Consider the following 18,395-nt stretch of genomic DNA (forward strand, 5'->3'; position numbering starts at 1 on the left):
AAAGCTGCTGAGGAGCTCTCTCAAGCAGCTTTTTGCTTCTGTATTAATGAAGCGCTATTTGTTCATTCATCAAATCAATGGCATAAAGAGATTGCTCATATTCATCTAATAGAAGGTAGACTTTGAGCGGTGCAGCAGTTTGATCTGTCTGCTGCGTGAATAGGACACAAGTGAATTTTTCGATTCCTTCTGGCAGCTTGCTTTTCAGAAAAGGATGAAGAATAGGAGAGATTCGAAGGGTATCAACATCTTGCAACCAAAGCTCATCTTGTAACGCAGGATAATGGTCAACCAAAAACTGACGAAACACTTCCAATGTACTCAAGTTAGATATCCTCACTTTCTTCTATTTATAGCTTTAAGCTTACCTAAAACAAACATGTTCAACTCACCCTATGATCTCAGTCCGCCTATTTTCGCATACTACTAGAGACACAATGTCATTTTTTCTTCTAAAAGATTTGTAGATCAACTTTACTGTCATGAGTTTTCCATATGTATGACGTTTACTATATGAAATACGAATTCCCACCGATGGACCTATGATCATATTCTTATCTGTTTCTTTCGTGATGAAACGACAACTTCCTTCTACAAAATTCCATTTTTATTCTAAAAAGAGGAAAATGGGACAAAAAAGAACAGCTGCTCACTGTTCTTTTAGAAGTTATGAAAGGTCTGTCAAAGAGAATACTTCGCCGCTCACTGCATCAACGCCATCATGACAGTCAAGCTTGCCGCATAATAGATATTGTTTTTGCACATCGTCATACACGTAGATGGGTGTAAGTTCGAGGCGTTCTCTCAATGTTTCAAAGGCTTCATTCTGAGATATGGTGATTTCACTAGCTGATTGAGATGGATTGAGTATCCCGCATACTTGAAACATCTCTTTTTTATCTATGTAATTAATGGCTTCAAAAGTGCTGGCATCAATGAAGATCTTGATCTTATCCATAAATCCACAGCCTTCTTGCTCATTCGTTTTTAATATCGCTTCGATGTAGCCATGGTCACGGTGGAGTGTTTTTAGCACCCACTTCCCTGTATCCTTTGAATATTTTTGCGCCAAAAAGGTGCGAACCGCTTTGATACACTCAGCTTGCTCTTCTTTTGAGATCGGGAATGTATCTGGTGAAGGCTCCAGTGAGAAGGCTTGTTCAGCAGTAATGTCCTCGTTTATATCGATTTCCTTTTTTTCAAAGGCTTTGTTTAACGGTTCATTCCACTCCATGACCTGATTCATGTGTATACAATGTGTTTCTTCACGCCCAATTTCAAATGGTATCGTTCCTGTCCCATCGTTCTTGACATAAATTTCTTCTAACGCATATATAGGGCGGATTCGATTCTGCTCGAAGGCTGGCCAATCAAACCGCTGCACTTGCTGCTGAGCTAAATTCTCGACCCTATCAATGGAAAGCACATATTCTTCAGCTCTTAGTCTTTTTTTTGCCATAAATGGCCCTCGATGTATAAAGTGAATGAGCTGCCCATGTTCATTCCATTTCACCTCGATTCTGCCTGAAGGCGTCACTTTCACACCATCTATTGCTTCTTCGAAAAAAAGTTCCCCTTTCTTCTTTTGATGCAAGTGAAAATGCTCACCATCAATCAACTCTGTTTCTTGTTCAATCCATTGAATGGCATGAGCTGGATAAGGCCTCTTAAATGTGACACCATTCTTCGCGAAGGTTTTATCCATGACAAAAATAACCGTTTCAACCTGCCCTGTATTCAAATTCACGTCAATCACAGCAGTGCCGTCCGGGTTTAGCTCATCGTCCTCGGGTTCAGCTTCATGAGAGGGAAACCATTCCATATTCAATGTATACACCGTTTCATTGAACATATTGACGTAACGATGAAAACTGTGCCTTTTTAGATAGTAAAGATCTAATCCAAATTTCGTCTTTGTCTGATCGATCAGTTGTTGTATGTTTGCATTCATTTGTTTCACCTCAAAATGATTCAGTCTTATGGAAGAACAAAGATGACGATAAAGCCGAAGATAACGATCGCTGTTAATAATCCTAAAACCATTGACACCATGTTTGTTTTCTTTGTAAAGCCTTTTAATTCATGCTCATCAGTCGACCGGTCGATTTTTCTAAAGCGAAAAAGCATGCTTAAATTAATAAGGGCTAGAGTTACAAATAATAAGAAAATTAAAAGCATAGGTTGTATGTTTAAGAATGGATTTGTTACATCTTGGAAGCTGAATGACTGAAGGAACATCAGACCACTTAATACTACTCTTGAAATATTTTCTGCCTTCTTTTCTTTCTCCCACTCTTCCCCCAATTTTTCTTTTTCATAAATGGCTATCTGCTCGAAAAGGGGAATGAAAGACTTTGTTGATCCTTTTTTAATAAAACCATAAATACTTAGAAAGAGCATAATAATTCCTAAACAAAGAAAGAAATGTGTAAATCGAATGTCAGACATTTGAATCAAGATAAAAAAAGCGACGATTATGATGCCGGCTATTAAATTAGAAACGACTATTTGCTTTGACCTCATCTTTTTTAATGCAGCTTGTTCCATACAATACTCCTCCTCGTTTCAAATGTTTCTGTTAAGCGCTCTATCTCTATTACGATTTTATTGAAAAAATGTTTCAATATTTCCCCTTTCCATTGCAGAAATGGAAAGACGCCCATCATTCAATGGACGTCTCATTCTTCGTAATGAAATCATCACATCATTTCTTGAGCAGCTGTTCTGTCTTTTATTTGCTCAGCTGCCAAACGTTTAAAATCCTCAACAGACATTTGCTTTGAAGTCTTTTCTCCGTGCTGTCTCATATTTAGTGTGTTGTCTTGCATTTCTGTATCGCCAATGACAGCGATATAAGGGATTTTTTGCATTTGTGCTTCTCTCATTTTATAGCCAAGTTTTTCATCCCGTTCATCGATTGTTGCTCTTATTCCGATACTTCTTAATTGCTGCTGCACCTTTAAGCAGTGATCAAGGTGAATAGTTGAGACTGGGATGATTTGTACTTGTACTGGTGCTAGCCATAATGGAAAGACACCCGCAAAATGCTCAATTAGAATGCCAAGGAAACGATCTAGAGAACCAAAAATGGCGCTGTGAATCACAACTGGCCGTACCTTTTCATTTTTTTCGTTGATATATGTTAAATCAAATTTCTCAGGCATTTGAAAATCCAGCTGAATTGTGGCGCACTGATGGCTCCGCTGCAGGGCATCTTTAATATGAAAATCGATCTTCGGGCCATAAAATGCTCCATCTCCTTCATTTAGCTGGTAGTCGACCATTAGACGATCAAGCACATTTTTTAGTGCTGTTTCGGATATTTCCCAAATGGCATCATCCCCTAAGGCTTTTTCTGGACGAGTGGATAGCTCGACGGAATACTCAAACCCAAATGTCCGATACACATGATCAACTAATTGGAAAATCCGTTTGATTTCAGCTTCGATTTGATCTTCTCTTAAAAAAATGTGAGCATCATCTTGGCAAAATGTCCTGACCCTGAACAATCCATTTAACGCTCCGCTAAATTCATGACGATGCACCTGACCAAACTCAGCCATTCTGATTGGAAGGTCTCTGTATGAATATAAGCTGTTTTTGAACATGAGCATATGCCCTGGACAGTTCATCGGTTTTAAAGCAAAGCTTGTATGGTCTACTTCTGAGAAATACATATTTTCATGATAATGATCCCAGTGCCCTGACTTTTCCCAAAGCTCTTGGTTCATCATAAACGGTGTACTCACTTCTTCGTATTGCGCTTTTCCTCGCACTTCTCTTGAAAAGGCCATTAATTCATTTCTGACAATCTGACCTTTTGGTAAATAAAACGGCATGCCTGGCGCTTCTTCTGAAAACATAAAGAGGGATAACTGTTTCCCTAATTTCCGGTGATCACGTTTATTTGCTTCTTCCATGAAATGAAGATAATCAGCTAGATGATTTGGATACTGAAACGCTACACCATACACTCGCTGCAAGACATCCTGATTGCTATCTCCCCGCCAATAAGCCCCTGCAACACGTGTTAGTTTAAATGCCTTTAAGTACCCTGTAGAAGGTACATGCGGCCCGCGGCATAAATCTACAAATTCTCCTTGCTGATAAACTGTGATGGCTTCTTGAGAGGGCAGATCTTTTAAAATATCCAGCTTATATGGATCATGTGCAAACAGCGCTTCTGCTTCTTTGTAAGAGACCTCTTTTCTTTGAATGGGATGATTCTCATTTATGATGTTTTTCATCTCTTTTTCAATTTCTTCCAAATCCTCTACGCTTAATGTTTGATCGAGCTTCATATCATAGTAAAATCCATTTTCAATGACAGGTCCGATCCCCAGTTTGACATTGTCATATAACCTTTTCACAGCCTGGGCTAATACGTGTGCTGATGTATGGCGCAGCACTTCAACCCCTTCTTTTGAATCAAGTGTGACAATAGACAGCCGAACATCGCTGTTTAGCTTTTCACTTAAATCAACCATTTGATCGTTGATCTTTCCCGCCACCGCTTTTTTTCTTAAGCTCGGACTAATATGGGAGGCAACATCTGCAACAGTCGTACCTGCGGGAAACTCCTTTATCTTTCCATCTGGAAATTGAATCTTCACCATGTTTTCTCTCATAACTGACACACCTTTCCTATTTTTTGAAATAAAAAAACACACCCATCCCTCATAGAGGGACGAATGTGTAATCCGTGGTTCCACCCAAATTCCCATAACGCGTATTCGCTTTATGGCTCTGGTGCCGTAACGCGGCATTGACGGTATTGGATACTGCAATTTTCCCCAATACAGCTCAAAGGTGGTAAGACAGCTTTTCTGCGTTAGGAAGATTTCAGCGTGACTTCCCTCTCTGGTAACCGATAAAAGCTGCTCATGTCCTTTTCAAAGCAATGATCCTATATGAGTGTACAAAAAAACACACCCATCCCTCATAGAGGGACGAATGTGTGATCCGTGGTTCCACCCAAATTCCCATAACGCGTATTCGCTTTATGGCTCTGGTGCCGTAACGTGGCGTAAACGATATTGGATACTGTAATTTCCCCAATACAGCTCAAAGGTGGTAAGACAACTTTTCTGTGTTAGGAAGATTTCAGCGTGACTTCCCTCTCTGATAACCAGTAAAAATGGCTCATGTCCTTTTCTTCGCTTTTAATTTCTCCATATCTTACATGATGATGATGGATGATGTAAAGGATTATTTTGTGCAGTGATAACGAAATTCATTCTTTAAATGGAATATCGTGTGTATTCACTTGGGCTGTATTCAATTTGAAACGCAGGAGATAAGGCTCGTTTCACTTCTTCAGTGATTCGCTCTCCTTCTTGATTGAACTTTCTTTCCATGTCTACACCATTTGGCAGCAAATCATCGGTTTCTTCGTCAAACCAGCGGCCATACTGTATATTCCAATTCCATAACTTTGAGAAAAGGGTATCACTCATTGGTACATCATCTCTTTCTAAATGACATTGACAATGCCCGCAATGAAAAGGTTCACCACCGTAATCTCCTTCAATTTTCACAAAAGGATGATCCTCAAACTCTCGACAGCACACCCATTTTTTGAAGTTCTGACCGAACTCTGTCAGTTTAATCGAGTAATAACGCATGGAAGTTCGTTTTCCTCTCATGTCAAACATCCCTTGATCAATTAATGTCTTCAATCGATATTCAATAAAATCATCACCGATATACTGATCTAAATGACCAATGACTTCTCCTATTAAGCGTGGAGTGACGATATACTCCTCTTCTGGCGCGGACTGATGAAGCCGCTTAGCCATTTTCACTAAATAAGCATCAAATTCATCTTCTGGTACGCTGATCACTTGTCCTTTTTGCCATATCCGCAGCGTATGATTTTCTTTAGCAAGTGAAAGCCATTCGTTTTGTAATCTTTCTCTCTCTTCTTTTGTCACTGGGTGAATATGCTCTTTACTCTCATACAAAATTTTAAATTTTTCAGATGCGATTTCTCCGGAATGTCGAAGGATCATTCTTCTTGTATTCGTATTGAACAGCTGATCAAATGCTGTCGTTATATTGATTACAGACAATTCAATGCTTTTCTCTTTTAATAAATAGACGGCATATCGCAAGCCAATTTGCTCATGGGCATTACTGCCTGTCCAGATGAGTATACGACTGCCAGCTTTTATTTCTTTTATTTGCTGAAGCATTCTATGCTGATCGTTGACCATGTCATCAAAATAGCCAAATTCATTTGACATCACATTACGCAGCCACTCTATACGGTTCGCTTGTCCTTCATGTTCGTGTAAATGTAGAAGTGGTCCAATTGAATAGATATCATCAAAAGCGATGACATCATCTATTTGTTTTTGCTTCATTTCACGTATTGCTTGTTTTAAACTACCGGCAGCTGCCGCCCCAAATATGATATGTATCATCATTCGTCTCCCTTTATCTTACATTTTATTTCATCTTCACCTATTCATGGTTCTTTCGTCAATTCTATTGAGTCAATTTCATTCAAAAGTATGACAAGGAGATGATTAGATCTTTACAGAAGTAATCATGGCAGAACAGTGGAAGCTAGACTTTTACGAAAAACAAAAAGCCCCATGAAATGGGGCCATTTGCGTACAACTCTCTGAGACTTTCTTTCCGATTGATTTATCGATAGAAATCTCCTCGTAAAAGGAATGTAGATCATGCTCTAATTCACAAATTCCCCTTCACAATCGTTCTCTTGGCTTTCTTAACAATTCTGCTAGTCGCTTTTGTATCAGAATCCATTGACCACTGTTCGCACAGGTTTCGTACCCAATCTGGCTGTGTTTTGCTAGCGTCATTCAGCCAGTTTCCTACAGAATCTTGAACATATGTTGATGGATCAGATTTGAGGTCATCTAGAATAGGCAGTGCCCTCTCTGGTTCCTGCTTTAATAACTCAATATGCTTTGTCCATACACCTCTTGGACGGATCGCCTCTACAGAGAACCTGCGAATATGTTCATCCTCGCTTTTTGCCCATTCGGTTAAATATTCTATACTTTGATCGAGCTGTTGACTTAGACTTTCTCTCACTGACATCCAAGCAATTTCGCGTACACCAAAATGATGATCAGCTGCAAATGGCTGAATGTACGCTAGTTTCTCTTCCAAAGAGGATGAACGCTGCTTGTTCATATAAGCAGCCCAGCAGCGGACGCTATCAGATATGTGACGGCTGCATGCCTGTATGACTTCCACTCTTTTTTCCTCATTTTCTTCCTGCAGCACTTCATCTAACAAATGACCGATAAGACGAATCGCTTTCATGCCTGACTCCGCTTTTTGTTTCGCGATTTCAGCTGAAAGATCGATTAAATGTTTGTCTAAACCAATAGACGGCAAAACATGCTGTAATAGAGTCACGTGATTGACAGCCAACCATTCAGTTAAATTGACACTCTCTAACTCTCCCTGATTCAAAAGAATCAAGACGTCATGAGGAATGTCACTCCCCTTTCGAGCGCCTTTACGATTGATGATGTCCTCGCTTATTGGCATTATGTATTCTCTCCCGTCTAGTAGTACTTATGTTTGACATACATTTTTAAAATAATTTATTATTCACCCTTAAAAAGCTAGTGTGAAATTGATCCCTTCATTCTTTGGATATTTACTCCTATTGTAACAAATAAACTTCCTCAACTGGTGCATTCTTCAAATCAAAAAAGGAACTACCGAAATAAGTAGTTCCCACAATACTAGTGAATCTATGTTACCTTCCTTGCTCCATCACCTTCAAACTCTTACTCTGAGAAAATCGGTCAAACGCCACCATCAGAATGGTCATGAGTAAAGCGAGAAGAACCGTTCCCGCACTGATCCAGCTTAGGTTTAATATAGATGTTTTGCTTAACACAACTCCTCCTAACCCCGAGCCTAAAGCAAATCCGAATTGAATAAACGATGTATTGACACTTAATGCGATATCAGGAGATTTGGGTACAAGTGTCACGAGATACAGCTGCTGAGCTGGAGATGTGCTCCATGTAGCAATCATCCATATCATGATCACCGCCACCATGACCACGAGGTTCCCTGTCACAAATGCTAGCAGCATAAGCATGATGATTTGTAGAATAATTCCGGAGAAAATCGTGAATGTTGGGCCTTTTTTATCTGCTGCTATCCCTCCAAGACTGGAGCCCAAAAAGCTGCATATTCCCGCTAGCAATAAAATGCCGCTGATTTCTGTGATGCTAAGATTTGCTGATTCTTGCAGGAAGGGCGTTAAATAGGTAAATAAAGTGGAATATCCGCCTACATAAAAGAGTGTCACTGCCACCGCAAGCAAAATTCGCTTATCTTTTAATATTGATAACTGCATACCTAGCGTCACCGGTTCTTGTTCTTTCATAGAAGGGATGCGTCTATACACAACAATCAGCGGAATGAGCGTGATCAATCCAATGGCTGCAAATAATGCTTTCCATCCAATCATGCTGCTTAGAAATGTCCCGATTGGCACACCTAAAACTAAGGAACTGCTTAATCCCATTAAGACGATTCCAATCGCTGTTCCTCTTTTTTCTCGTTCTACAAGCCGAGTGGCCACAGCCATTGCCACCACAATGGCCGTCCCTCCACTAATTCCTTGTAAAACCCTTGTCATCAGCACCATTTCAAACGAATGGCTGACACTTGTGATGATATTACTTAAAGTAAAAATGATCAGCATACATGATAATATTTTTCTGCGGTCGATATTGATGGTCAGTGCAATGACAATCGGTGCGCCGATTGCTGCTGAGAGCGCTAAGGATGTGACCAATAAACCAGCAGCTGATGTCGTGACCTGTAAATCATCTGCGACCATTTGAATAATCCCTGTAATGATATATTCGATCGTTCCGATTAAAAAGGCTGCTAAAGCAAGTAAATAAACAACGGCTTTATTTTTCATCGTGACGTTTCTCCTTTGGGCAATGTTTACGATTTGACTTCATTTTTTATAGGAATTTGTATTTCAATGAGTCTTCCTTCTTCATTTTCAGACAATGGGTAATAAATCTCTCTGCCCGGCTGATCTTCTTTCACGCGGTATCCGTTATTTTCGATCCATGTCGCCAGGTCAACACAAGCAGATTGTGCAAATGGAGAATCTGAATGAAATAGGAGCGTCGCCATGGTTTCTTCAGCTGGTAACGTGCGCATCGCAATTCCCTGAGGAAGAGAGCCCCTTAACGCTTTAGCGGAATACCCAACCTCAAATTCGAACTCACTTTCTTTAGCAAGTGATTCCCTCCACAGTACGATTTGTGGCTCAGAGTTCAATTCTTGCGGATGTTTATGTAACAAATGATGAAATGTTTCAAAGAATAATGGGATTTCGTCAACAGTTCCGTTGGATTGAAAAGACATGATGCGTTTGCTTTCAACCGATTTGATGATGACCTCCTGCTCTTTTTCAACACACCCCTCTCGTTTGATGAGGTGCATCCGCTCCTTAATACGCGCTAATTTCTGCTGTTCTCTCTCGATCAATTGCTGAATCTCACTTTCTTTTAAGAGAAACATGCCCTGAATCTGCTCGACAGAAATATCTTCACGAAGAAGCTGACTCATTTGCTTTAACGTAAAGCCTAATTCCTTGTACAGAAAAATTCGATTAACCTCAAGCAGCTGCTCAGCTGAGTAATACCGGTATCCAGAATCTTGATCGATCTGTTTAGGCTTTAATAAATCGATTTGGTCATAATACCTTAAGGTTTTGACAGGGACTTTACTTAACATAGAAAAATCGCCAATCTTGAACATCCTGATCTCCTCCGTTTTGTTGATCTGATCAAAGTATAAACCTTTCAGTAAAGGGGAAAGTCAATAGAAGATTTTAAAATACAATTTATTCGCATATAAAAAAGCCCTATCTCAAATAGGGCTCGTTGTTTGATGAATTTTATTTGTCCTCCAAAATATGTTTAGCCGCTTCTAGTGCTGAAGCTGCTTTAGGCCATCCGATATAAAAACTAAGATGAGTGATGACTTCAATCAATTCGTTCTTCGTGACACCATTTTCTTTGGCAAGATGTAAATGGTATTCCAGCTGATTCAGACTGCCCGTACTTACTAAAGCTGAGACTGTAATCATACTGCGATCTCTAAGAGAAAGTTCCTCCCTTCTCCACAAATCTCCAAAGAGAACTTTTTCTGAGTACTCAACAAATGCTGGAGCAAAATCTCCGAGAGTGAATTTTACAGTTTGCTTGATTGGTTGATGCATAGCTATTTCCCCTTTCAATCGTTCCGTTACTTGATCATCTGCGCAAGCCCTTCTCCAAAGGACCAATTTTCCAAGCCTGTCTCAATCAGCATAATGAATACATTTTCTTTTGATATATGGAGTTTGTTATACAACTGGTCAGCTATTTCCTTATATAAAGATTGCTTCTGTCCCTCGGTTCTTCCTGAACCACATGTAATTTGGATATATAAAAGACGATGATCTCTTTCATGACGAACAAGATAATGGGGATCATAAAAAAATTCTTCTTTCTTATGTGAACTGAATACCTGAAAGTAGTCTTTTTTAGGAACTTGAAATTCTTTTATCAGAGCCTTCATGATCGTTTGGCTAATAGAAGTTAAGCTTTCTTTATCGTACTCATCTTCCATATAACTGACTTTTACAAATGGCATGTATGTCATCTCCCTTTTTCTGTCTCACTTCATTTTACATCCCAATACTCATTTTATATAATTGAATAATATATAAAAATGTATTCATATATCGAATGGAGAATATTAGAAATGGACCTAAAAGAGTTAAAAGCATTTCAAGCCGTGATTCAGGAAGGGACCTTCTCAAAAGCCGCTCAAAAATTGAATTATGCACAGTCGACCATAACGAATCAGATTAAACGATTAGAAAAGGAATTAGGATTTCAATTGTTTGTAAGAGGATGGGAGGCTGAATTAACCCCTTCAGGACAATTGTTTGCCAAAGAGATTGATCAGTTGATACTCCATTGGCATTTTGTATTAGAGCAATCACAAAAACTCCAAAAAGAAGAAATCGGAACCTTGAATATAGGCGTCATAGAACCAATTGCTGTCTCTATTCTTCCTTCCATCCTTCAAACATTCAGAAAGCAAAAACCGAATATCACATGCCACTTTATCATTGGTAATACAGATTTCCTTCACAAGCAGCTCCTCAAGGGGGAGATCGATTTTGCTATTGCAGGGGAACCTGTGATGAACACACTTCCGTTTGAGGAGTTGTACAAGGAGGAAATGTCTTTTATTATTGCAAAACAGCAGGCAGATCAAGTTGGAACGATTTCATTGATCAAGGAACTTTATGAACAGCCTCTGATCATAGGCGGGGAAAGTTGTTTATATCACATGAAGTTACAAAAGGAACTTTCAAGAATAAATGTGGAGCCCTTCACTTATACCGTCAGCCAGATTTCAGCCATTCCATCATTTCTAAAGGGATTTCCCTCTGTCGGCGTCGTCCTATCCTCTACCCCATTGTCAGACGAGTTTGTGAAAGTTCCAATTGAAATGGAGGACCCTTTTATCCCGATAGGAATTTTAACTCATAAGGACCCCCATCTCTCTCTGGAAAACACGAAGCAGCTGCTGCTTAATCTATTTCGTCAAGAAGCGGAGCAATTCACATGCTCGTGATCTCGTATCAAAAACAAAAAACCTAGATTTCATACATCTAGGTTTTTTAATCTTTCAAGCCATTTCAAGATCGCTCCACTTTTAAAGAAATTGAATATGGCTCCCTCACTAAATCGCTCAGCCCTTACAACCCCCATGATGAGAGCAAGTACACACTGCGCATTTAAATTTGAAATGTCCACATGCTCCATATCGTTCGTTCCCCATTCAATTCCATTTTCTGAGAGGATTTCACTATAGCGGGTAAGTTCCATTTCTTGATGCTGTTCTGCAAAGGTATTGACATCTTCAATAAAGCGTTGGACCGTTTCGGAATAATTCACAAAGGGCATCTGGATTGGGCGTTCAGCTGTTCCATCATTTTCCTGATCGATCACCCATTCTCCGATATGATCCTCCTGAAGCATCGGTATGTATTTTGTCAAAATCTCAAATTGACTCATCGTTATCCTCCTCTATTTTTTTTAGAATGCTTTCAAGCCCGACAATAATAAAAGGAAACATTTTCAGGCCATGTATCGTGCATACAGGAGTGACATTAGTTCAGAATTAAGCTGGAGCCTTCAAATAGATCGAAGGCTCCATTTCCAACTAAATTGCTTTAGCTAAAATCATAAATCGGTGTTGTTTTGCGTCAAAATAACCCTTTTGTTCAATGGTTTTATGAATGGTGTATAATTCATCCTTGAAATTACTTATTTCAAAACATGGCACTTGCCAAGGAATTGCTTTTAGATAATACACCAATGCTCCGATATCATAAAATCTTAGAATGGGGAACTCTTCAGCACTTTTCAACACCTCAAAATGATTCTCCTGTATCTCTTTTAAAGCTAGCTTTAAGTTCCAATCAATAAATTCTTTATTTATTGGTACCCTTAGATTCTCATTAATCTCTATGCAATCGAGTCCACCGACTTGTTGAGTTAGAAAAATACCTTCTTTCGAGATAATTCTTCTCACCTCTTGAGATGAAAATGACTCATGTTGATTGATGATAAGATTAAATTTTCCAGTCTCAAACGGCAAATTTTCATCATTAGAAATTTGAACTACCTTCACTCCTAAAGGGGTTAATCGTTCTTTTGCGACAGGTACATTAGGTAAGTAACCTTCTGTAGCATAAACTGATGTTGGAAAAGGTCTTAATTTTGATAAAAACTCTCCACCACCTGTTCCCATGTCCAGCATTGATTTTGCACTTTGAACAAGAGAAGTAGCTATACTACCATATGACCATGAAAGCAACTCACTTTTCATTCTTCCAGTTTCAGATATGAATGAGAAATCCCACCCACCAAAAGGTTCATCTGCTTGTTTTAAAAATGAAGAAAACTGTTTGTCATTCATCATAATCCCTCCAATAATCATTTTGCAGTTTGAATGATTAAATATTTGGCGGGCCTCTTACGAATGTATAAAGTTGTTATATTTCATGTTCTTTTAGTCTCATATTCAATAACTCCCTGTAAGAATCTTGATTTTTGACATTCATTTCAAAATTCATTCAACTGATATTTGAGTAAGACATGATTTTGTTTGAGAATCGAGAGTTCATGATGGATGTCTCATTATAGAGGTCTAAGTACAATGATAGAAGAGAATACGAAAAAAGAGCTTAGGAAAAAATAGATTGTTAGTTAAAGTAAAACCCCTCCTGTTGGAAGGGTTTTTTCATTTAGTTACTGCCTTTTCTATTGCTGTTTTCGGTCCACCAATTTCGTCTGCTGTGGGTTCATATATAGTTGGAATCGTTTGAATGCATTTTGGTCTATCATAGCTGTCATTCCCTTTTTATTTAAGAGATAAAGACACTACACACTCCACATGAGCCGTATGCGGAAACATATCAACTGGCTGCATGTATTCGATTTTGTAGTCTTTTGACATGTATTCAAGGTCTTTTGCTAGGGTGGATGGGTTGCAAGAGACGTAGACAAAGCGTTTTGGTTTGACTTGTTTGACGGTGTCTAAGAAGGTGCGCTCGCAGCCTGTTCTTGGCGGGTCGACGACGATGACGTCAGGACGGAAGCCTTCTTTGACCCATTTTGGCAGCCAATGTTCAGCTGTTCCTGTCACATAGGTCGCGTTTTTCATGCCGTGTTTTTTGGCATTTTTCTTCGCATCATCAATTGATTCTTTGATGACATCCATTCCTCTTACTTCTTTGGCGCCATCTGAGAGCCACATCCCAATGGTTCCAACGCCGCAATACGCATCGACAACCTTTTCTTTGCCAGTCAGTTTGGCCGCTTTTTTCGCTTCATCATAAAGCTTTAGCGTCTGCTTCGGATTCAATTGGAAGAAAGCACGTGCACTTAGTTCGAAAGAGACGTCTCCTAAAAATTCTTGGATGACCATATTGCCAGCTAGGTGAGATGTTTTATGGCCGAAGATGACTGATGTTTTTTCGCCATTGATATTATGCATAATGGACGTCACTTCAGGCAGACGTTTTTGAATGGCTTCGGCAATTTCTTTTTTCTTTGGAAATTCAGGTTTTGATGTGACAAGAACGACCTGTACTTCCCCTGTTTCAAAGCCGACACGCACAACAATCGAGCGTACGTCGCCTTTTCTTGTTCGTTCATTGTAGACCGATACGCCGAATTTCTCTAAAATTTTGCGGACAACGCCCGTTGTTTTGTTTGTTTTTGGATGCTGCACGATACATTCCTTGATCGGTACAAGCTTATGAGAATTCAGTCCGTAAAGACCTGCAATGATGTCTCCGCTGTGAGAACGTCCTACTTGGAACTGACTTTTGTTTCGGTAATGCCACGGGTCTTCCATGCCGATCGTTGGCCTAATATCAAGCTTTTCAACCGATAGCTTTGTATGGCGCTCCATTGATTGAATGACAATATCACGCTTTTCATTTAGCTGCTGCTCATACGCCAAATGCTGAAGCTGACAGCCGCCGCACTCTTCGTATACTGGGCATGGCGGTTTGACTCGATGCTCGGAGCGCTTTCGCACTTTCCTCACTGTACCTTCTGCATATTTTGCTTGGACATTCGTTGCTTCAACCACCACTTCCTCACCTGGAAGCGCGCCTGGGACAAAGACCACTTGCTTTTTAAAATAACCGACCCCTTCACCATTAATGCCAAGGCGTTTAATGGTAAGCGGGAACTGCTGTCCCTTTTGCAAAAGGGCACCTTGCTGTTTTTCTTTCACTTTATTCTCTCCGTTCTATTTAAACCCTTGATAGGTTGTCTTCATTTTATTCCATCTCCTTAGTATATCACGTCTTGGACAAAGAGAGAAAATGCCTTTCATTTATTTATCTGTCTCAATGCTTCTCCATAAATATAAAGAAGCGTAGCTTAAATATGGGGTCCATTCCTTGCTTAGCGCTACCATCTCTTCTTTTGTCGGCTTTTCAGGCAGATCGAAGTGTCGTTTGATTGCATTTTGAATGCCGATATCTGCCATTGGAAAAAGATTTGGTCTTCCAAGCCCATTCATGAGCACATTTTGAACCGTCCAAGGTCCAATCCCTCTAATCGGAAGCAGACGCTCTTCTACCTCCAGATCAGATAAGTCGTGTAATTCTTCTAAACAAAGTGAGCCGCTCACAATTCGTTTCGATACATCGATGACATATTCTGCTTTTCGCTGACTAAATTGAAGCTTTCTCAAATCATCTGTTTCAAGAGAGGCAATGGTTTCTGGTAAAGGATCAAACCATACACCTTCTATTTGCTCACCGTACGTATGGACAAATCGTTTCGTGAGCTCGTAAGCAAACGAAAGATTCAGCTGCTGATGAATGATGCATTTCATGAAACAATGATATAAATGAAAATCCAGCATGAGCGGCGTTCCGATATGCTGCTCAAAAATGGGTGCTAGATTGGTTTGAGAAAAGTGGTCTTGAATCATGTGTAATTGATGCTCCATGCCAAATATCCGTTTCACCTCAGAAAGAAGGGGTTCCTCTGGACCGTTTGATCGCACCCGGAACATAGGCGCATCTTTTGTTCCAGTAGCTTGAACGATGACCACGTACGGTTTTTGCTCTAATCTGATCGGCACTTTGATTTCTCTTTGACTCAAATCGACTGCTTTTAATGGATCACTTGATAAGCGTCTAAGCACTTGATCGAAATGATACGGCGGCTCTACCACCAGCTGTTTTTCCCACATACATGTCCTCTTCCTTTCTGCCAATATACGCAGATGTGATTGTTTCATTTTGCATGAATGATTCTCTAGATTGAATACTTTTAAACATAAAGAGTACAAGAATTTATCAGTTATATCTTCCTTATTTGTGGTCATTCTCCTTTTGGATAGACGAAAGTTTTTAGTCGAATTCAGCTAACATTCGACAGCAATCTTCAACATTTTAGGATCATTTTCCTTAAATTAGAAATAGAACCTCTGGGTGATATCTTCCTCCCTGAATATATTTGTATAATTATGACATATCAAGGAGGTGAACAAAGGAATTAGCGGATTAGGCAATCATTTGTTTTATCTTGCAGGAACATATTTACCTCATTGATAACCGGCTTCACCTAGTTTCACATTTTACAAAAAAGAAGACCCAAAATTAAAAAACAAAGGAGATCCGACCAATGAAAAAAACCATTCTTTCTGTTGCACTTGCCACTGCTGTTTCTTCGACACTGCCATTATTCGCTGACGCTGCTGAGCCAAAAACTTCAGCACCTGTTTCTACTACACTTCAGCAAACTGTATTAAATAAAGCTGCTGAAGGTAAAGCTGGCACTACGGCTAGCCCTAATGTTAACGTAAACTTTGATGTTCTTGGGATTGCCAATGCCATTGTAAACGCAGTAAATGCAAATGCAAACCGTTCTGGATTCGTGAAAAGCGTCATGGAAAGCACATTCTACGCTGCTGGCGGCAGATATAATGTCATGGTCTTTAACCTAAGCCAGAACTACGAAGACCGTTTTAACGGCGTCAAAACTTTCGCTACTGCTAATCTTGGTAATGTTGTTTACGGAATTTGGGTATTTGAAAGCGGTACATTTAAAAACAACGGCGATGGCGGCTGGGATAACTGGGCGTTTAGAGGCTGGTTTGACCGTCAAGATAAATTCGTTACGTTCCATCGTCCTTAATTCTCGGTTTTATCCATCAATCATACACGCACATTTAACCGATCTCTTTCTGAGATCGGCTTTTTTATGTAGAAAACGTATAAGTTCACCGGTGCTGCTTCATGATATAATGCAAGTCTGGAGGGGTGCACATGCTGAGAAAACTTGCAGTGACAAAAAACGGCGACTTGATTGAACATGCAACAATGCAGCAGCTTTCAAGCCCCGAAATCGCCTGGTATTGGATTGATTTTCATGCACCAACGGAAAAGGAAGCAGCGCTTTTGAAGGAATATTTTCAGTTCCATCCGCTTGCGATTGAGGATTGCTTCCATTATTTGCAGCGGCCGAAGCTTGATTTTTATGAAGGATATTTATTTTTCGTGCTACATGCCCTTAATCAAAAAACGCTGCGTTCTGAGGAAGTTGATCTGTTTGTTGGTGAAAACTATATCGTGACCTTTCATTTAAAGGAAGCGCCATACATTGATCGTGTCATTCGAAAGCTCAAGGGGTCTGATAAAGAAAGAAACAGCGGACCTGAGCATATTGCCTACATGCTGATTGATCAGCTTGTTGATGATTATTTCCCTATTATTTATCAAATAGAGGACAGGCTGAATGAAATTGAGGATGAAGAAGGTCATAAAACGTATGGCACGTTGATGAACGAAGTATTCGGAATCCGATCCGATTTGCTCAAACTGCGAAGAACGATTATCCCAATGAGGGACCTTTTATATCGTATTGTGAACACAAATACGATGAAAAGCGATACAAACCGCCAAGCGTATTTTAATGATATTTACGATCATCTTTTGAAGCTCACAGAGATCGTTGAGTCGAACCGGGACATGACAGCGGATTTACGAGACAGCTATCAGACGCTGAATTCCAACCGGATGAATGCCATTATGATGACACTAACCATTGTGTCGACCATTTTTATTCCACTGACCTTTATTGTTGGGGTGTACGGAATGAACTTTGACAACATGCCTGAATTACATTGGAAATACGGCTATTTTGGCGTGCTGATTTTCATGGGTCTGCTCGTCTCAGGTATGCTTTTGTGGTTTAAACATAAAGGGTGGTTTAGGATTTTTAAATAATGTTTTGAGACAAGTGCTTGGGAGGAAGATCATATGGAAAACTGGATTCCACTGAAAGACAATGAATTAAAATTCGCCTGGAAGACTTTTGCGCGAGAGTTCAAATTTAAACCAAGCATCTCTCGCTTACCCGCTTTTCAAGCACCCTCTCCTTACATCACATATGACATCTCTGCGTATTTTGAGGACTCTTCTCTTCTACATGCAGATGAAGATCTTGAAAAAAAGGCACTGCTCTCTTTTCAAGAGAATATCACCGGAACAGACGAGTATATGCTGGCACTTGATTGGCAGCACGAATGCTACTGGATCACACCATATGGCTTGTTTGAAAAAGATGAATTTGGAGAATGGAAAGTTCCTGTTCTCCCTAATGGGGATTACTATTTCTTTTTATCAAAAGAAATGGATTGGGGCCTGCTAGGACATCCTTGGGAGCAAAGCATCACAATTTTCGGCGAGGGCCTGATTGACTCTTTTTCACGTCATCACCCTCTTTTGTTTCAGCGTAAAATCAGAGAAGGATAATCAAAAAGCCTGCAGA

General features: G+C 39.8%; 18 protein-coding genes and 2 other annotated features. Of the genes, 4 read left to right on the plus strand and 14 right to left on the minus strand.

Translation table 11 applies throughout. The features are described from left to right. Positions 1-43: 43 nt before the first annotated feature. From C9414_RS16465 to C9414_RS16510, 10 genes are all read right to left on the minus strand, one after another. A complete protein-coding gene (locus C9414_RS16465) occupies positions 44-325 on the minus strand; it encodes a hypothetical protein (RefSeq protein ID WP_039177194.1) in 282 nt (93 codons plus the stop codon). Between the two features lie 342 nt (positions 326-667). Then, positions 668-1,951 (minus strand): hypothetical protein, encoded by a 1,284-nt coding sequence (locus C9414_RS16470; RefSeq protein ID WP_107164072.1) that lies wholly within the window; start codon positions 1,949-1,951, stop codon positions 668-670. A 26-nt stretch (positions 1,952-1,977) separates the two neighbouring features. Continuing rightward, entirely contained in the window at positions 1,978-2,547 is a 570-nt protein-coding gene (locus tag C9414_RS16475; protein WP_107164073.1) for a hypothetical protein, read from the minus strand. Between the two features lie 152 nt (positions 2,548-2,699). Further along, positions 2,700-4,628, minus strand: coding sequence for a threonine--tRNA ligase (gene thrS, locus C9414_RS16480; protein ID WP_107164074.1), 1,929 nt, complete (start codon positions 4,626-4,628; stop codon positions 2,700-2,702). Positions 4,629-4,680: 52 nt separating this feature from the next. Then, positions 4,681-4,905 (minus strand) — a binding site (T-box leader). Between the two features lie 37 nt (positions 4,906-4,942). After that, positions 4,943-5,166: a binding site (T-box leader), on the minus strand. Between the two features lie 74 nt (positions 5,167-5,240). After that, positions 5,241-6,425, minus strand: a complete 1,185-nt coding sequence (locus C9414_RS16485; protein ID WP_107164075.1) for a DUF1835 domain-containing protein — start codon at positions 6,423-6,425, stop codon at positions 5,241-5,243. A gap of 274 nt (positions 6,426-6,699) precedes the next feature. Continuing rightward, complete coding sequence (locus tag C9414_RS16490; protein ID WP_107164076.1) at positions 6,700-7,530, minus strand: DNA alkylation repair protein; 831 nt, start codon at positions 7,528-7,530, stop codon at positions 6,700-6,702. 214 nt (positions 7,531-7,744) lie between these two features. Further along, a complete protein-coding gene (locus C9414_RS16495) occupies positions 7,745-8,932 on the minus strand; it encodes an MFS transporter (RefSeq protein WP_107164077.1) in 1,188 nt (395 codons plus the stop codon). Between the two features lie 26 nt (positions 8,933-8,958). Continuing rightward, entirely contained in the window at positions 8,959-9,786 is an 828-nt protein-coding gene (locus C9414_RS16500; protein ID WP_107164078.1) for a MerR family transcriptional regulator, read from the minus strand. Between the two features lie 139 nt (positions 9,787-9,925). After that, positions 9,926-10,249 carry a carboxymuconolactone decarboxylase family protein gene (locus tag C9414_RS16505; RefSeq protein ID WP_046526907.1) on the minus strand — a complete coding sequence of 108 codons (324 nt, stop codon included), beginning with the start codon at positions 10,247-10,249 and terminating at the stop codon, positions 9,926-9,928. 26 nt (positions 10,250-10,275) lie between these two features. Beyond that, positions 10,276-10,665, minus strand: a complete 390-nt coding sequence (locus C9414_RS16510) for a tautomerase family protein (RefSeq protein ID WP_047203605.1) — start codon at positions 10,663-10,665, stop codon at positions 10,276-10,278. A gap of 111 nt (positions 10,666-10,776) precedes the next feature. Between C9414_RS16510 and C9414_RS16515 the strand changes: the two genes are divergently transcribed. Next, the gene (locus C9414_RS16515; RefSeq protein ID WP_107164079.1) at positions 10,777-11,661 is read left to right on the plus strand and encodes a LysR family transcriptional regulator; all 885 of its coding nucleotides are present in this window, start codon (positions 10,777-10,779) and stop codon (positions 11,659-11,661) included. A gap of 29 nt (positions 11,662-11,690) precedes the next feature. Here C9414_RS16515 and C9414_RS16520 read toward each other — a convergent pair whose 3' ends face one another. The 4 genes from C9414_RS16520 to C9414_RS16535 all read right to left on the minus strand — a co-directional run bounded on the left by C9414_RS16520 (position 11,691) and on the right by C9414_RS16535 (position 15,813). After that, on the minus strand, positions 11,691-12,104 hold the full coding sequence (locus C9414_RS16520) for a DUF6508 domain-containing protein (protein ID WP_107164080.1): 414 nt from the start codon (positions 12,102-12,104) through the stop codon (positions 11,691-11,693). Between the two features lie 148 nt (positions 12,105-12,252). Next, complete coding sequence (locus tag C9414_RS16525; RefSeq protein WP_483295693.1) at positions 12,253-13,014, minus strand: methyltransferase domain-containing protein; 762 nt, start codon at positions 13,012-13,014, stop codon at positions 12,253-12,255. A 441-nt stretch (positions 13,015-13,455) separates the two neighbouring features. Then, entirely contained in the window at positions 13,456-14,841 is a 1,386-nt protein-coding gene (gene rlmD / locus C9414_RS16530) for a 23S rRNA (uracil(1939)-C(5))-methyltransferase RlmD (protein ID WP_107164082.1), read from the minus strand. A 102-nt stretch (positions 14,842-14,943) separates the two neighbouring features. After that, a complete protein-coding gene (locus tag C9414_RS16535) occupies positions 14,944-15,813 on the minus strand; it encodes a DNA-3-methyladenine glycosylase family protein (protein ID WP_107164083.1) in 870 nt (289 codons plus the stop codon). A gap of 434 nt (positions 15,814-16,247) precedes the next feature. On the opposite strand from C9414_RS16535, the gene C9414_RS16540 reads away from it, so the two are divergent. The 3 genes from C9414_RS16540 (at position 16,248) to C9414_RS16550 (ending at position 18,379) form a co-directional block, all read left to right on the plus strand. Continuing rightward, complete coding sequence (locus C9414_RS16540; protein WP_041087271.1) at positions 16,248-16,760, plus strand: hypothetical protein; 513 nt, start codon at positions 16,248-16,250, stop codon at positions 16,758-16,760. Positions 16,761-16,891: 131 nt separating this feature from the next. Next, positions 16,892-17,851, plus strand: coding sequence for a magnesium/cobalt transporter CorA (corA, locus tag C9414_RS16545; RefSeq protein WP_048240108.1), 960 nt, complete (start codon positions 16,892-16,894; stop codon positions 17,849-17,851). 33 nt (positions 17,852-17,884) lie between these two features. After that, complete coding sequence (locus tag C9414_RS16550; RefSeq protein WP_107164084.1) at positions 17,885-18,379, plus strand: DUF2716 domain-containing protein; 495 nt, start codon at positions 17,885-17,887, stop codon at positions 18,377-18,379. The last annotated feature ends 16 nt before the right edge of the window (positions 18,380-18,395 follow it).

Source organism: Bacillus sp. Nf3 (assembly GCF_003028545.1).
GTDB lineage: Bacteria > Bacillota > Bacilli > Bacillales > Bacillaceae > Bacillus > Bacillus safensis.

Bases quoted from the DNA above. Each gene is read 5' to 3' on its own strand.
- C9414_RS16470 (WP_107164072.1), bottom strand. From the start codon at position 1,951: ATGAATGCAAACATACAACAACTGATCGATCAGACAAAGACGAAATTT.
- C9414_RS16475 (WP_107164073.1), bottom strand. From the start codon at position 2,547: ATGGAACAAGCTGCATTAAAAAAGATGAGGTCAAAGCAAATAGTCGTT.
- thrS (WP_107164074.1), bottom strand. From the start codon at position 4,628: ATGAGAGAAAACATGGTGAAGATTCAATTTCCAGATGGAAAGATAAAG.
- C9414_RS16485 (WP_107164075.1), bottom strand. From the start codon at position 6,425: ATGATACATATCATATTTGGGGCGGCAGCTGCCGGTAGTTTAAAACAA.
- C9414_RS16490 (WP_107164076.1), bottom strand. From the start codon at position 7,530: ATGCCAATAAGCGAGGACATCATCAATCGTAAAGGCGCTCGAAAGGGG.
- C9414_RS16495 (WP_107164077.1), bottom strand. From the start codon at position 8,932: ATGAAAAATAAAGCCGTTGTTTATTTACTTGCTTTAGCAGCCTTTTTA.
- C9414_RS16500 (WP_107164078.1), bottom strand. From the start codon at position 9,786: ATGTTCAAGATTGGCGATTTTTCTATGTTAAGTAAAGTCCCTGTCAAA.
- C9414_RS16505 (WP_046526907.1), bottom strand. From the start codon at position 10,249: ATGCATCAACCAATCAAGCAAACTGTAAAATTCACTCTCGGAGATTTT.
- C9414_RS16510 (WP_047203605.1), bottom strand. From the start codon at position 10,665: ATGCCATTTGTAAAAGTCAGTTATATGGAAGATGAGTACGATAAAGAA.
- C9414_RS16515 (WP_107164079.1), top strand. From the start codon at position 10,777: ATGGACCTAAAAGAGTTAAAAGCATTTCAAGCCGTGATTCAGGAAGGG.
- C9414_RS16520 (WP_107164080.1), bottom strand. From the start codon at position 12,104: ATGAGTCAATTTGAGATTTTGACAAAATACATACCGATGCTTCAGGAG.
- C9414_RS16525 (WP_483295693.1), bottom strand. From the start codon at position 13,014: ATGATGAATGACAAACAGTTTTCTTCATTTTTAAAACAAGCAGATGAA.
- C9414_RS16535 (WP_107164083.1), bottom strand. From the start codon at position 15,813: ATGTGGGAAAAACAGCTGGTGGTAGAGCCGCCGTATCATTTCGATCAA.
- C9414_RS16540 (WP_041087271.1), top strand. From the start codon at position 16,248: ATGAAAAAAACCATTCTTTCTGTTGCACTTGCCACTGCTGTTTCTTCG.
- corA (WP_048240108.1), top strand. From the start codon at position 16,892: ATGCTGAGAAAACTTGCAGTGACAAAAAACGGCGACTTGATTGAACAT.
- C9414_RS16550 (WP_107164084.1), top strand. From the start codon at position 17,885: ATGGAAAACTGGATTCCACTGAAAGACAATGAATTAAAATTCGCCTGG.